The 14,234-nt window shown below is 71.1% G+C and carries 15 protein-coding genes; 3 read left to right on the forward strand and 12 right to left on the reverse strand.

The genetic code is table 11. The annotated features are described in order from the left end of the window. Window positions 1-2 precede the first annotated feature (2 nt). Genes L3i22_RS34570 through L3i22_RS34580 form a run of 3 tightly spaced genes read right to left on the reverse strand, consistent with a single transcriptional unit; the run spans window position 3 to window position 2,357 of the window. A complete protein-coding gene (locus L3i22_RS34570; RefSeq protein WP_221321683.1) occupies window positions 3-1,145 on the reverse strand; it encodes a hypothetical protein in 1,143 nt (380 codons plus the stop codon). After that, a complete protein-coding gene (locus tag L3i22_RS34575) occupies window positions 1,142-1,471 on the reverse strand; it encodes a PadR family transcriptional regulator (RefSeq protein WP_370644556.1) in 330 nt (109 codons plus the stop codon). The genes L3i22_RS34570 and L3i22_RS34575 overlap by 4 nt, the downstream gene beginning before the upstream one ends. A gap of 55 nt (window positions 1,472-1,526) precedes the next feature. Further along, a complete protein-coding gene (locus tag L3i22_RS34580; RefSeq protein ID WP_221321685.1) occupies window positions 1,527-2,357 on the reverse strand; it encodes a hypothetical protein in 831 nt (276 codons plus the stop codon). A 121-nt stretch (window positions 2,358-2,478) separates the two neighbouring features. Here L3i22_RS34580 and L3i22_RS34585 point away from each other — a divergent pair, with 121 nt between their 5' ends. Then, entirely contained in the window at window positions 2,479-3,375 is an 897-nt protein-coding gene (locus tag L3i22_RS34585; protein WP_221321686.1) for a hypothetical protein, read from the forward strand. Here L3i22_RS34585 and L3i22_RS34590 read toward each other — a convergent pair. The 7 genes from L3i22_RS34590 to rfbA all read right to left on the reverse strand — a co-directional run bounded on the left by L3i22_RS34590 (window position 3,372) and on the right by rfbA (window position 10,972). Continuing rightward, window positions 3,372-4,328: a cyclopropane-fatty-acyl-phospholipid synthase family protein gene (locus L3i22_RS34590; protein WP_221321687.1), complete on the reverse strand. Its 957-nt coding sequence runs from the start codon at window positions 4,326-4,328 to the stop codon at window positions 3,372-3,374. The two genes, L3i22_RS34585 and L3i22_RS34590, sit on opposite strands and share 4 nt — an antisense overlap. A 38-nt stretch (window positions 4,329-4,366) precedes the next feature. After that, a complete protein-coding gene (locus L3i22_RS34595) occupies window positions 4,367-5,281 on the reverse strand; it encodes a glycosyltransferase (RefSeq protein WP_221321688.1) in 915 nt (304 codons plus the stop codon). Further along, a complete protein-coding gene (locus tag L3i22_RS34600; RefSeq protein ID WP_221321689.1) occupies window positions 5,278-6,348 on the reverse strand; it encodes a GNAT family N-acetyltransferase in 1,071 nt (356 codons plus the stop codon). Before L3i22_RS34600 ends, L3i22_RS34595 begins: the two co-directional genes overlap by 4 nt. Then, entirely contained in the window at window positions 6,345-7,694 is a 1,350-nt protein-coding gene (locus L3i22_RS34605) for a UDP-glucose/GDP-mannose dehydrogenase family protein (RefSeq protein ID WP_221321690.1), read from the reverse strand. Before L3i22_RS34605 ends, L3i22_RS34600 begins: the two co-directional genes overlap by 4 nt. Beyond that, entirely contained in the window at window positions 7,694-9,190 is a 1,497-nt protein-coding gene (locus L3i22_RS34610; protein ID WP_221321691.1) for a sugar transferase, read from the reverse strand. The genes L3i22_RS34605 and L3i22_RS34610 overlap by 1 nt, the downstream gene beginning before the upstream one ends. A gap of 289 nt (window positions 9,191-9,479) precedes the next feature. Continuing rightward, entirely contained in the window at window positions 9,480-10,091 is a 612-nt protein-coding gene (locus L3i22_RS34615; RefSeq protein ID WP_221321692.1) for a dTDP-4-dehydrorhamnose 3,5-epimerase family protein, read from the reverse strand. Beyond that, window positions 10,088-10,972 (reverse strand): glucose-1-phosphate thymidylyltransferase RfbA, encoded by an 885-nt coding sequence (gene rfbA / locus L3i22_RS34620; protein ID WP_221321693.1) that lies wholly within the window; start codon window positions 10,970-10,972, stop codon window positions 10,088-10,090. Before rfbA ends, L3i22_RS34615 begins: the two co-directional genes overlap by 4 nt. 45 nt (window positions 10,973-11,017) lie before the next feature. On the opposite strand from rfbA, the gene rfbB reads away from it, so the two are divergent. Both rfbB and rfbD read left to right on the forward strand, forming a co-directional pair. Continuing rightward, window positions 11,018-11,995, forward strand: coding sequence for a dTDP-glucose 4,6-dehydratase (gene rfbB, locus L3i22_RS34625; RefSeq protein ID WP_221321694.1), 978 nt, complete (start codon window positions 11,018-11,020; stop codon window positions 11,993-11,995). Next, the gene (gene rfbD / locus L3i22_RS34630) at window positions 11,995-12,819 is read left to right on the forward strand and encodes a dTDP-4-dehydrorhamnose reductase (protein ID WP_221321695.1); all 825 of its coding nucleotides are present in this window, start codon (window positions 11,995-11,997) and stop codon (window positions 12,817-12,819) included. The genes rfbB and rfbD overlap by 1 nt, the downstream gene beginning before the upstream one ends. A gap of 124 nt (window positions 12,820-12,943) precedes the next feature. Here the strand turns inward: rfbD and L3i22_RS34635 are convergent, their stop codons facing one another. Both L3i22_RS34635 and L3i22_RS34640 read right to left on the reverse strand, forming a co-directional pair. After that, window positions 12,944-13,432, reverse strand: coding sequence for a hypothetical protein (locus tag L3i22_RS34635; protein WP_221321696.1), 489 nt, complete (start codon window positions 13,430-13,432; stop codon window positions 12,944-12,946). After that, entirely contained in the window at window positions 13,429-14,172 is a 744-nt protein-coding gene (locus L3i22_RS34640) for an SDR family oxidoreductase (RefSeq protein WP_221321697.1), read from the reverse strand. Before L3i22_RS34640 ends, L3i22_RS34635 begins: the two co-directional genes overlap by 4 nt. Between the last annotated feature and the right edge of the window lie 62 nt (window positions 14,173-14,234).

The following is a 14,234-nucleotide window of genomic DNA, read 5'->3' on the forward strand; positions in this document are numbered from 1 at the left end:
ACTTATTCGACCACGCCGATCTCGCCGTCGGTACGCCGCCGGGTGGCGATCCCGGCGATCAGCGCGGGCAGGAACGCGGCGATCGCCAGGGCGGCGACCGGGTTGACGGTGTCGAAGCCGAGGTCGGGCCACGGGGCGACCTTGTCGTACAGCCCGACGAAGACGCCCTCCGGCCAGGGCCGGCCGACCTGCTGGTCGAGCGGCAGCGCCGTACCCAGGGTCAGCGGGAGGGCGCACAGCCAGGCGGGCAGGACCGCGAGGCCGGTAGACACCCCGTTGCCCTCGGTCCGGCGGCTGATCCAGCCGCTCAGCAGCCAGCCCACCGCCGCGCCGAGCAGCGCCCCGGCCACCGTCATCGCCCAGAGCCACCACGGGGCGGACCGTGCGACGGTGAACCGCGCCGTCACCGACGAATCCCCCGGGCCGTAGTCGGCATCCGTGCCGCTCGCGTCGAAGAACTCCAGGACCAGGCCGTTCCGGCTGGCCCAGAACGTCGCCTCGCGGAGACTCCCCGGGCTGCCGGCGCTCGTCCCGTCGAGCTCGCTGGTGTCCAGGTCGTCGAGGCCGGCGTGCACGCGGATGTCCCCGCCGATCCGCCAGCCGTCGGCGACCAGCCGATCGCGGACCCCGGTGGTGAAGGTCAGCATGTCGAGCGTCGCCGGGGTCGGGTCCACCCGGTACTCGGCGAACCCGACCCGGGTGCCCTCGCCGTCCGGGTTCGGCACGAACTCCGGCACGTCGGCGCAGCTCGCCCCGTAGTCGTCCGGCGAGTAGACCTCGTCCGAGCCGTCCTCGCAGCCCTCCGCCCGCATCCCCGGGAACACCACCCGGTCGATCCCCTGCGCCCGCACGGTGCCGCTCAGCTTCGGCGCGAACTGCCAGCCCAGCACCGACATCCCGGCTGCGCCGAAACACCCGAAAACCAGCGCGGCGAGGGCGGCCAGCACGACCACGCTGCGCGACTTCGGCCGCCCGAGGCGGGCTCGCAGACCATGGCGTACGAGGTTGGCCACCTCCCGCACGGTCGGCCACCGCCGGTCGTCAGGCGCACAGTCCAGGAGCGTCAGCAGCAGCTCCTCGCGGCGCGGCCCCTTCGGGTAGACGCGGACCACCCGCCGGTAACGCCGCTCCAACGCCTCGCTCATGCCGGCGCCGTCCCGAGGCCCTTGCGGGCGGCGAGCTGCGCCCGGGCGGCGTCCGCGCTGGCCCGCAACCGGGCCTGCTCGGCGTCCAGGGCCGCCGCGCCGTCCTCGGTCAGCCGGTAGTAGCGCCGCGCCCGCCCGTCGACGATCTCCTCCCGGTCCAGCTGGACGAGCCCCTCGGCGCCGAGCCGGTCGAGCGTCGCGTAGAGCGTGCCCGGCTGCAGCCGCACCCGTCCGTCGGAGAGCCGGGCAGCCGCCTGGATCAGGCCGTATCCGTGGTGCGGCCCGGAGGCCAGCACGGTCAGGGCCCAGAACGTCGGCTCCCGCATCGATGAGGTCACGACCAGCAATATAGAGATGATCTGACTATCCGGCAATCCCGGATCAGCGATCGGCGTCCATGAACCCCGGGCGCAGCGTCACCTGCAGGCGGCCACGGTCGGTGCCGGGCGGGAACCAGGTCCGGTACGTCGCCGATCCGGTCGAGTCGCCCGGTGGCAGGGTCAGCTCCCGGACGCCGATGCCGCGGTTGGGCTGCGCGCCGAGCAGCTTGCCGGCCTTGTCCCGGTAGATCACCAACCCGGCCGCCATCACCGGCTGGGCAGACGCGTTCACGGCCGCCCAGGTCACCGTGGTCAACCCCGGGACCGCGTCCGGCAGCACCTTGACATCGCGGGCGGTCAGCCCGGCGAACCCGACCGACGGTTCGCCGGCCGGCAACCAGCTCGCGGCGGTCACCTCGACGGTCATCCGGCGCACCCGGACGCTGTCGATGCTGAGAAACCCCGCGTACGTGACCGACGCCCCCGGCATCACCGGCCCGGTCCACGTCCAGTTGGCGTCCCGCGCGCCGACTGCCCGGTTCTTGTCGTCGTAGTAGGTCACCTTCACCACCGGCCCGAACGCGATGTCCCGGGTGCTGGTGTTCTGCAGGGTGAAGGCCGAATACACCGGCTTGTACGGCTCCGGACGGCCCGGCCCGAAGCCGGGCGTGAACGTGCGCTCGGTGGTCTGATCGCGTTGCGTGAAGCCCTGCTCGGTGACCCGCAGACCGCCGTCAGCGGGGCTGCTCCTCGGCGCCGGCGCCGCCCGGGTCGCCGGTGCCTGCGGGTGCGCCCGCGCGCCGGTCACGACCGGGGCGCCGGTGGCCGTCCGGACCACGATCACGAGCCCGGCCACAACGGCCGCGACCACCGCCCAGCGCCACCGTTTCATGGACACGCATCTTAGCGATGCTCGGCTATTGTCTTGACTCGACATGAGCCGGAAAAAGATGATTTCCCTGGTAGCAATGGCCGTGGTCGCCGTCGCGATATCGACCTTGATCATCGTGAGGGTGACCGCCGACGGCCCCGACGACGTGGTGCGCGCCTACCTCGAGGCGGCGCGCGGCGGTGACCCGGCCGCCGCGGTGCGGGCGGGCGGGCTCGTCATACCGCCCGCCGGTTCGGCCGCGGCGCTGGCACGCGTGCCGTGGACGGTCCGCTCGGTCGGCGAGCCGATCAACGACTCCGGCGACGACGCCGAGGTGCAGGCGGCGATCACCGACGGCTCGGTGGTCGGCGAGGGCCGGTTCGCGCTGCACCGCAGCGGCGGGCGGTGGCACATCATCAACCCGTACGTCACGGTGGACGTCGACCCTTCCCCGGTGCGCTTCGCGCCCGGGTCGGTCGGCAAGCAGGAGCTGCTGCCCGGCGTCTACACGCAGCCCGGTGTCGCGGCGGAGCTGGTCCACGGCACCGACGCCGCCCACCTGGTGGCGCTACCTCCGGTGTTCGCCGACGGCCTTCACGTGCAGCCGCAGTTCGCCCCGACGGCCACCGCCCAGCAGCGCTTCCAGCAGCTCAGCGACGCCTACCTGGACCGGTGCCGGACCGATCCCGGATGCGCGCCCCGGCCCGCCGACACCATCGTCCGGGCCGCCGGGGGCGACGTCTTCGGCGCCGGCCTGCGCGAGACGGCCTGGCGGGTGGTGCGTTACCCGGCGGTCAACCTGCCCGGCGCGATCGACCGGAGCACCGACAGCGCTCCGGCGTTCACCGGGCAGGTCACCGTGCCCGGCGTGCTGCACGTCGACGGGGTGACCGCGACCGGTAAGACGTTCTCGGCGACGTGCCTGCTGAGCGGCGCCCGGTACACCTTGAGCGCCTGGGTGGACGCCGCCGGCGCGCTGCAAGCCGGCTGGACCGGCACGAGCCCGGGAATCCCGGTCGACTGCGGGTCCTGGGCTTAGGGCCGGCGCAGCAGGGCCAGATGTCCGAGGTCGATCTCCACGGTGCGGATCAGCTCGAAACCGGCCGCTGTCACCTCGGTGACCAGGTCCGCCATCGGCCGGGCGAACGGCAGCCCGCCGGCCTCGGCGACCAGGCGGGCCAGGGTGAACGCGGCCCGTTCCGGCTCGCCGGCCGGCTCCGCGTCCAGCTGCTGGATCGCCAGGATGCCGCCCGGTCGCAGGCTGCGCCGGATCATCGCCAGGGTCGCGGCCCGGGTCGGTTCGGGGAAGAACGGCTGCGCCCAGAACGCCGAGTCGAACGCGGCCGGCTCGTCGAAGTCGCGGGCGTCCATCACCCGGATGTCGGCCCGGCCGGCCACCCCGAGGTCGTGGGCGCGCTGCCGGGCCACCGCGGCCACCTCCGGGATCAGCTCCAGCGTGGTCGCGCGCATGCCGGGCAGCAGGCTGAGCGCGGTCAGCACGTAGCCGCCGACCCCGGAGCCGACGTCGAGCATCCGCCCGTTCGCGATCGCGTCCCGCACCTCGGGGACCGCGCTGTGCAGCTTGTCGACGATCATCCGGGACGGCTCCCCCGGCTGCATCGCCACCGACAGCGCCACGACCAGGCTCTCGTCCCCGGTCAGCGGCGCCGTCCCGGTGTGCACCACCTCGGCCACCTGCCGGGCGAGAAGGTGCGCCCGGGCGATCCGGGCGGCCAGCCCGAGCGGCGCGTCCCCGGCCAGCCCCTCGGCGACCTCGTCGTCCAGCCGGAACCGCTCCCCGTCGCGCACCACGAACCCGTGCGCCTCGAACGCCGCGAGCAGATCCCCCGCCGGATGCCCGGCGAACCCGTCCACTTCGGCCCGCGTCCGCGGCGTGGCCAGAAAATCCAGGTAGCCACGCTCTAGCGCGGCGTTGATCAGGGCCAGCGCCTGGGCGCCGTGCTCCCACGCGGACAACGAAGAGATCGACATCCCTGCATGCTCTCCCACCCCGGCCCATTGATCCAGGGTCAGTGGCGGGTGACGCTGGCCGGGCCGGGGGTCTCGCGCAGGCGGGACGGGGAGAGCAGGTCACGGGTGGCGGCGCGGCTGGGCTTCTTGCCGAGCAGGGCCCGGCTGGACTCGCGCAGCAGCAGGGCGGCCCAGAACGCGGTCGCCCGCACAGCGCCCTTGCGGCGGCGGTGCAGCCGGACCTTGTTGAGGGTCAGCAGCGCCCACAGCCCCGGCGACACCCGCGAGTCGCCCTCCAGGTGGACCGCGTGCGCGTCCGGAAGGTAGCGCGTGCGCAGACCCGCGTCCCGGGCGCGCAGCGCGAAATCCGTCTCCTCGGAATACAGGAAATAGGACTCGTCCCAGGGCGAGATCCGGGTCCAGCATTCCGCGCTGATCAGCTGCGTGGAGCCTTCCGCCCAGTCGGTGAACGTCTCCGTCTCGTACGCAAGCGGGTTTGTCACCACCTCGCCCAGCAACCGGAAGCGGCCGGCGCGCCGCGCCCCGAGAATGGCGTCGCCCAGCGTCCGGAGGACGCTCGGTTCCCGGCGCTGGGTGTGGATGAGCGCGCCGGAACCGTCGACCAGACGCGGCACCGCGATCCCGGTCTCCGGTTCCCCGAGCGCCTCCAGAAGGCGCGGAATGCACCCGGGCGTGAGGCGAACATCGGGATTCAGAACCAGGATCGCATCGTACGAGGGAGACGCCGCGACCGCCGCGTTGATCCCGGCCGCATAGCCCGCGTTCCGCCCCATCTCGACGACTGTCGCGTCCGGTGCGAGTTCCCGGATCAGCGCGACACTGTTGTCCCTGGAGGCGTTGTCGGCGACCGTGAGGTGCCATTTCAGGCCGTCCAGGCCGGTGCGGAGACCGGCGATCAGGTCGGGGATCAACCGTTCGCTGTTGTAGGAGACGACCGCAACCAGAATCGTCATCGCGACGCCAGCCTCGCTTTCAGTCCGCGGAGCACCTTTCCGGTGCGGCCGCTCTTGAGTTTCTCGCCGAGCGCGCCCTGCTTGAGCGAGCGCGACACCGCGGTCTGGGTGCGCCGGGCGGTGGTGACCGACCAGGACCGGCCGACCCGGCCCGCGGCGACCGGGGTCTCGTCGTTCATCAGCCGCGTCTTGTAGAGCGCCTCGGATTTGCCGAGGTCGATCTGGCGGATGCCGTCGGCGGCGCCGGATTCGGCCATCCGCAGGCAGAGCAGAATGCCGGCGGAGTATTTGGACAGGTCCATGTCGTAGGACGGGAACCAGTAGGCGAGCACCGACTGACTGCGCAAGCCGAGGTGCGCGGCGACCGGCCGGTCCCCGGCGTAGATCGTGGAGACCACCGCGCGGCAGTCGTCGTTCGCCGACGCCTGCAATTCCTCCAGCACGCCGGAGATCCACGGGGTGGAGAACCGGTCGTACTGCTGGGTCCGCAGGTACTGCGCGGATTTCCAGTCGCGCAGCGCGGCGAGGCCGGCCGGGTCGCGGTCGTCCCAGACGAATCGTTCGTCGCCGACCTCGCGGACCATTTTCCGCTGTTTGCGCAGCGTCTGCTTGACCACGTCACCGGATTTATTACGATCCTCGACGTACGCCGGATAACCGTCCCCGAGATTCATCAGCGGCGACGGCATCGTCGACGTGTGAAAGCCGGAGAATTGCGCGGCCATCAGGTGGTCGAATTCCCAGACCGGCAGTTTGCACGCCTTGAGCAGCGCCATCGGGTCGACGGCAAAACCATTCCTGGCGACCATTCCCTGGCAGTCGGTGATCCCGAATCCGATCGGCACCCCGATCACCCGGTTGCGCACCTCGAACGGGAAGAATCCGGCGATCCCGTCGGCGTCCTCGAGCACCGCCACCCGGGCGGTGGGCCGCTGCCGGGCGACCGCGACGCTGAACTCCGGGGCCAGGAACGGGTTCTGCAGCTCCGGCCGGTCCTTCTGGAACTGGCGCCAGGCGGTCAGCTCGGCGGGGCCGAGTTCGTCCGGCCGGACCACGCTGATCTTCATGAACGTACGGCTCCCTGGACGGAGGGGCGGCCGAGGGCGCGGTAGTCCCAGCCCGCGGCGGCCCAGTGGGCGGGGACGAGCGCGTGGCGCCCGTCGACGATCCGGGTGCGGCGGACCACCGCGGCCATCGCCGACGGCTCGATCTCGCGGAACTCGTTCCACTCGGTCAGCAGGACCACCACGTCCGCGTCCCGGGCAGCGTCCAGCGCGCTTGTCGCGTAGCCCAGCTCGGGGTGCACCCGGCGGGCGTTGTCGAGGGCGGCCGGGTCGTAGACGATCACGTCGGCGCCCATCCGGTGCAGCGTGGCGGCCACGTCCAGGGCGGGCGCGTCGCGGATGTCGTCGGAGTTCGGCTTGAACGCGGCGCCGAGCGCGGCGACCCGCTTGCCGGCGACGTCACCGCCGCAGAGCTCGACGACCAGATCGACGGTACGGGCGCGGCGCCGCCGGTTGATGCCGTCGATCTCGCGCAGGAAGCCGACCGCCTGGCCGACGCCGAGCTCCTCGGCCCGGTGCGCGAACGCGCGGATGTCCTTGGGCAGGCAGCCGCCGCCGAAGCCGAGCCCGGGGCGCAGGAACTTGCCGCCGATCCGCTCGTCGTACGCCAGTGCCTCGGCCAGGTCGTGAACGTCGGCGCCGGTCGCCTCGCAGACCTCGGCCATCGCGTTGATGTAGGAGATCTTGGTGGCCAGGAACGAGTTCGCGGCGACCTTGACCAGCTCGGCGGTCTGCAGGTCGGTGACCTTGACCGGCACGTCCTGGGCCAGGACCGGCTGGTACGCGGCGCGCAGCTGCTCCTCGGCCCACTCGCTGGTGACCCCGAAGACCAGCCGGTCGGGCTTCATCGTGTCGTCGACGGCGAAGCCCTCGCGCAGGAACTCCGGGTTCCAGGCCAGCTCGATCCGGTCCCCGGCCGGGGCCAGCTCGTGGAGCAGGGCGGCGAGGCGGGCGGCGGTGCCGACCGGCACGGTGGACTTGCCGACCACCAGGACGCGACGGTCCAGGTGCCGGGCCAGCGCGGTGACCGCGGCATCGACGTACCGCAGATCGGCGGCCTCGGAATCCGCTTGCTGGGGCGTACCCACGCAGATGAAATGGACGTCGCCGAAGGCGGCGGCCTCGGCGAAGTCGGCGGTGAACCGCAGGCGGCCGGACTCCAGGGCCTTGGCGAGCAGCTCGGGCAGGCCGGGTTCGAAGAACGGGACCTCACCCGCGGCCAGCTTCCGGATCTTCTCGGTGTCGACGTCGACACCGAGAACCTCGAAGCCCATGACGGCCATGCAGATCGCATGGGTGGCGCCGAGATAGCCGGTGCCGATCACGGTGAGACGGGGACGTGCGGTCATCAATAGGCTCCCGAACTACGCACTACCGCGCTGACGGTACGGAACAGAATGGCCAGGTCCATGGCGAGCGACCAGTTCTCGACGTAGCTGAGATCCAGCCGGATCGACTCCTCCCAGGACAGGTCGGAGCGGCCGGACACCTGCCACAGGCCGGTCAGGCCGGGCTTGACGACGAGCCGGCGCAGCATGTCCGACGGGTAGCCGGCCACCTCGCGGGCCAGCGGCGGGCGCGGCCCGACCAGCGACATGTCGCCCTTGACCACGTTGAACAGCTGGGGCAGCTCGTCCACCGAGAAGCGGCGCAGCCAGTGGCCGATCGGCGTGATCCGCGGATCCTGCTTGATCTTGAAGAGCTCGCCGTCGTGCTCGTTGAGCTTCTGCAGCTCGGCAAGCCGGGCCTCGGCGTCGACCACCATGGTGCGGAACTTGTAGAGCATGAACGTGCGGCCGTCCTTGCCGACCCGCTCCTGCTTGAAGATCGCCGGGCCGCGGCCGCCCTTGCCGAACATCACCAGGCCGGCGACCACGAGCAGGATCGGCGACAGCAGGGCGAGCAGCAGCAGGGCGCCGACCCGGTCGAAGGTGGCCTTGAAGAAGCGGGCGCTGCCCTTGAGCTTGGGGTGCTCGACGTGCAGCATCGGCAGGCCGTCGACCGGGCGGATGGTGGTCCGGTCACCGGCGACGTCGACCAGGGTGCTGGCCACGATCAGGTCGATCTCCTCGCGCTCCAGCTGCCAGGCGAGCCGGCGCAGGGCCGGGCCGTCGATCTCCGGGCAGGCGAGCACGATCACGGTGTCCGCGTCGGCGCGGGTGACCGCCGAGTCCACCTTCTCGAACGTGCCGTAGACCGGCGGCATGCCGGCCGCGAACGTCTTCGGGGTCGGTGCGGCCGGCAGCACCGCGCCGATCACGCCGAGCCCGTGGAAGCGCTCGCGGCGCAGCCGGCGGGTCATGTCGGAGACCGCCTGCTCGTGCCCGACCAGCAGCACCCGGTGCAGCCGGTTGCCGCGGCCCCAGGAGCGGTGCAGGCGCTGGCGGTAGAGGTAGCGCGCGCCGAGGTCGACGACGATCGCCAGCGGTAGCGCGATGCTGACGTAACCGCGGGCCAGGCGCAGGTCGAAGGCGAAGGAGACGATGGCCAGCATCGCGGTGAGCGCGACGCCGGAGCGGAACACCCGGGCGTACTCGTCGGTGCCGACGAACAGGTGGCGCGGCTCGTAGGCCCGGTTCGCCGAGAGACAGACGATCCAGGCGATCGGCAGCAGCGCCGTCAGCAGGATGTAGCCCCGCATGTTCGGCTCGTCGCCGTCCGGCCCGAAGCGCAGGACCAGCGCCCAGCTCGCGGCACCGAGGCCCACCACGTAGTCGATCAGATACAGCATCCGGGCGTAGCGGTTCTGCCACCCCACCCGGGTCTCGCCGGCCCGTTTACCCCGCCGGACGCCGAGCGCTCTGTCGCTCAGGTCGACGGTGGCCAACGACTCGATTGTCTGCACGCCTCTGCCCCCATTGGCTGCGGTCAATCCAATACCAAGGAATTAGTGGGAATCCGGACAAGCCGGATCCGTCAGGCGTCGAAGCCCACGCCCAGCTTAGAGTGATCGATCGGTCACACAACGGAGACCCACCGGACACATGAGACAGACTCCCGAACCGTGACCCTTCCGCGCTACACCTTTCCGGCCGCCGCGATTGGCGGTTCGGCTGAGGCTCAAAGGCGTCCGTCCAGTTCGGAGACGACACCCATACTACGGGGATCTACGCAGGTCAATCGCTCGCAGCGGACTATTGACTGTCGTCATCTCGACGCATTGTTTCCACGTAGTCACGGCACGTGTCATACCGCGGAAGCAGCTCCGCCGCAAGGGCCTCGGACAGCGACGGCGCGGCCGCGTCCTTCGGCGACAGCAGCGGCACCTCGGCCGGCCAGGCGATGCCCAGCTCGGGGTCGAGCGGATGAACGCCGTGCTCGTGACCCGGCCGGTACGTCGACGAGCACAGGTACGTCACGACGGCGCCCTCGGTCAGCGAGCAGAACGCGTGCCCCAGCCCCTCCTCGAGGTAGACGGCCCGCCGGTCGACGTCGTCGAGCCGCACCGCCTCCCACTGGCCGAACGTCGGCGAGCCGGCCCGGATGTCCACCACCACGTCGAGGACCGCGCCCGAGACACAGGTCACGTACTTGGCCTGGCCGGGCGGGACGTCGGCGAAGTGCACGCCGCGCACCACGCCCTTGGCCGAGACGGACAGGTTCGCCTGGGCCAGGTCGAGCGGGTGCCCGACGGCGGCGGCCAGGTGGTCGAAGCGGTACCACTCGAGGAAGGTGCCGCGGTCGTCGCCGTACTGGGTGGGGGTGACCTCCCACCCGCCCTCGATGCTCAGCGGCCGGATCTTCACAGCGCTCCCCCGAACGGCCCGGTCTCCAGCAGGCGCTCCAGGTAGACGCCGTAGCCGCTCTTCAGCAGCGGCCGGGCCACCTCGCGGAGCTGGTCGTCGGAGATGAACCCCAGACGCCACGCGGCCTCCTCGACACAGCCGATCTTGAGGCCCTGCCGCTCCTCGATCACCCGCACGTACTCCGAGGCCTGCACCATCGACTGGAACGTGCCGGTGTCCAGCCACACCGTGCCCCGGTCCAGGACGGTCACGTCGAGCTTGCCGCGCCGCCGGTACTCCTCGTTGACCGCGGTGATCTCCAGCTCGCCCCGTGCGCTGGGCTCCAGAGCGTTCGCGATCGCCACCACGTCGGCATCGTAGAAGTAGAGGCCCGGGACGACGTACGTCGACTTCGGCTTCTCGGGTTTCTCCTCGATCGACAGCACCTTGCCGGCCTCGTCGAACTCGACGACGCCGTACCGCTCCGGGTCGGCCACCGGATAGGCGAAGACCCGCCCGCCGACCGGGTCGGCGAACCGGGCCAGCTGCCGGCCGAGCCCGACGCCGTGGAAGATGTTGTCGCCGAGGATCAGCGCGACCGGATCGTTCCCGATGAAGTCAGCGCCGATCCGGAAGGCCTGGGCGATCCCGTCCGGTTTCGGTTGTTCGGCATAAGAAAGGGACAGACCGAAACGACTTCCGTCACCGAGCAACCGCTCAAAATGCGGTTGATCCTCGGGAGTGGTGATGACCAGGATCTCCCGAATTCCGGCGGATACCAGGGTGGTCAACGGGTAGTACACCATCGGTTTGTCAAAAATTGGCATTAACTGTTTCGACATGGCCATCGTGATCGGCCAGAGCCGCGAGCCGGTGCCACCGGCCAGGAGGATTCCACGCACCGACGCAGACTATGCACAGTGGAGGCGGTAGTACACTCGGCCGTCGTGCAGATTCTCGTGACCGGAGGCGCCGGTTTCATCGGTTCGGCCTATGTCCGGGCGGTACTAAAGGATGAATTCGCAGGTGCGGTCGGCGCCTCGGTGACCGTCCTGGACCTGTTGTCCTATTCCGGCAACCTCGCCAATTTACCCGTGACGGATTCCCGACTGAACTTCGTCCGCGGCGACATCACCGACGCGGCGCTGCTGCGCGACCTGCTGCCCGGGCACGACGCGGTCGTCCACTTCGCCGCCGAGTCGCACGTGGACCGGTCGATCAACAGCGCGGTGCCGTTCGTGACGACCAACGTGCTCGGCACCCAGATACTGCTCGACGCGGCGCGGGCGGCCGGGGTCGGGCGGTTCCTGCACGTCTCGACCGACGAGGTGTACGGGTCCATCGAGGAGGGATCATGGACGGAGGCGTGGCCGCTGGCGCCGAATTCGCCGTACGCCGCCTCGAAGGCCTCTTCTGATCTTCTCGCCCTCGCCGCGCACCGCACCCACGGCATGGACGTCGTGGTCACCCGCTGCTCGAACAACTACGGCACGCACCAGTTCCCGGAGAAGGTCATCCCGCTGTTCGTGACGAACCTGCTGGACGGCAAACCGGTGCCGCTCTACGGCGACGGCGGCAACATCCGGGACTGGCTGCACGTCACCGACCACGTCCGCGGGATCCAGCTCGCCCTGGAGAAGGGCCGCGCCGGCGAGGTCTACAACATCGGCGGCGGCACCGAGCTGACCAACCTCGCCCTGACCCGCATGCTGCTCGACGCCTGCGGCGCGGACTGGGACATGGTCACCCGGGTCCAGGACCGCAAGGGCCACGATCGGCGCTACTCCCTCGACATTTCCAAGATCAAAAACGAATTGGGGTACGAGCCGCAGGTCACCCTCGAGCAGGGACTCGCCGACACGGTCACCTGGTTCCGCGACAACCGGGCCTGGTGGGAACCGCTCAAGACCCGGGCCGGCCTCTGATGCGCTGGCTGATCACCGGCGCCGGTGGGATGCTCGGCACCGACCTGCGGACGGTGCTCGCCGGGCAGGACGTCATCGCCGCCACCCGTGCGGACCTCGACATCACCTCGGCCGACGCGGTCCGGGACGCGGTCGACGGCGTGGACGTCGTGCTCAACACGGCCGCGTGGACCGACGTCGACGGCGCCGAGACCGCGGAGGCGGCGGCCACCGCGGTCAACGGGCACGGCGTGCGCAACCTCGCCTCCGCCGCCGGCAAGCGGCTCATCCACATCTCCACCGACTACGTCTTCGACGGGACCGCGACCACGCCGATCCCGGAGGACGCGGCGCGGGCGCCGCTCAACGCCTACGGGCGGGGGAAGGCGGTGGGCGAGGAGGCGGTATTGGCGGCGGGTGGCTTCGTGGTCAGAACGGCTTGGCTGTACGGCGTACACGGGCCGAACTTCGTCCGCACCATGCTCCGGCTGGCCGCCGACCGGAACACGCTCGACGTGGTCGACGACCAGGTCGGGCCGCCGACCTGGTCGTACGCGCTGGCCACGCAGTTGGTCGCGCTGGCCCGCTCGGGCGCCGAGCCGGGGGTCTACCACGGCACGGCGGCCGGGTCGACCAGCTGGTTCGGGCTGGCCCGGGCGGTCTTCGAGGAGGCCGGCCTGGATCCGTCCCGGGTCCGGCCGACCACCAGCGACCGGTTCGTGCGGCCGGCGCGGCGGCCGGCCTACAGCGTGCTGGGGCACGACGGCTGGGCCGGCACCGGCGTCGCGCCGTTGCCGGACTGGCGCGCGATGCTCACCTCGGCGATGCCTGCTCTTCGGTCGTGACCGCGCGTTTTTGTCATACCCCCGGCCCAGAATGTGGGTATGGGTAACGACGCGCTCACTCTTCTGGTGTCTGTGCTGCTGGCCGTGCTGGTGACCCGGCTCTTCGGCCTGCTGATCGCCGCGATCATCGACGAGCGGCGGCCGGCTTCGACGACGTGTCCCGGGCCGCTGCTGAGGCGGCGCGCCCGGTCCGGAGCAGCACGATCGAGAGGATCAGCGGGACCGACAGCGCCACCATGCTCGCCACCTGGTGGAATCGGGGGAAGACGGCCAGGTGGAAGGCGTGCCAGAGGAGGTGTTCGGCACTGAAGACCAGCCAGGCGCCACCGGCGGTGGTGGCCAGCGACGGCCGGCGCAGGGTCGCGACCGACAGCACCAGCAGCCCGAGGTAGAGGCCGCCCACGTCGCGGACCAGGTGCTCGTTGTAGGGGCCGAGCGCGGAGACCCAGTGCGCGCCGGGGAACGGGAAGTCACGGTAGAACGAGAGCGGGAAGGCGCCCGCCCAGACGCCGACGAGCGCGGCGTTCAGGGCCAGGACGGCCGCGGCTATCGCCCTGACCGTCGCCCCTGGCGCGGTGTTCGGAGCCGGTGCGGTGTTCGGGTCTGTCGTCATCGGAGCTCGCTCAGCCACTGGTCGAAGGTCTGGGTGCCGCGCAGGCCGGGGCCCTGCGGCAGGGCGCCGCCGGACTTCATCGCCTTGCCCGCCTCTCCCGGCAGCGGGAAGCTCAGCACCCACTTGCGCGGGCCGTGCGCGCGGGCGACCTTGCGGACCAGGTCGGCCATCTGCAACGGTTCCGGGCCGGCCAGCTCCGGGGCCAGGCCCGCCACCGGCTCGGCCGCCGCGAGCCGGACCAGTTCGGCGGCGACCTCGCGGGCCGCGACCGGCTGGCTCAGCATCGCCGGGACCACCGCGACCGGGCCGCCGAACCGGGTCAGCGACTGCTGGGCGAACTCGTGGAACTGCGCCGCCCGCAGCACCGTGGTCGGCACCGGACCGGCCAGCGCCACCTTCTCCTGGTTGAGCTTCGCCGTGTAGTAACCCCACTCCACGCGGTCGATGCCGATGATCGAGACCAGCACGTGGTGCTTCACCCCGGCCCGCGCCTCGGCCGCCTGCAGGTTCCGGGTGACCGTCTCGAAGAACCCGGTCGCCTTCGCCCCGCTCACCGTCTCGATGTTCGACACGTCGATCACCACGTCGACGCCGGCCAGCGCCTCGTCCAGGCCCCGGCCGGTGATCAGGTCCACCCCGCGCGAGCGGGCGATCACCACGACGTCATGGCCGGCCTCCGTCGCTTCCGTGACCACCAGTTTGCCGAGCCAGCCGGTGCCACCGGCCACCGCGATCCGCATGTTGTCCCTCTCCCGTACCTGTTCAGGTTCGGGAGAGGGACGAGACGGCGAGCCCGGATGTG

The sequence above is a fragment of the Actinoplanes sp. L3-i22 genome (assembly GCF_019704555.1).
Classification (GTDB): Bacteria; Actinomycetota; Actinomycetes; order Mycobacteriales; family Micromonosporaceae; genus Actinoplanes.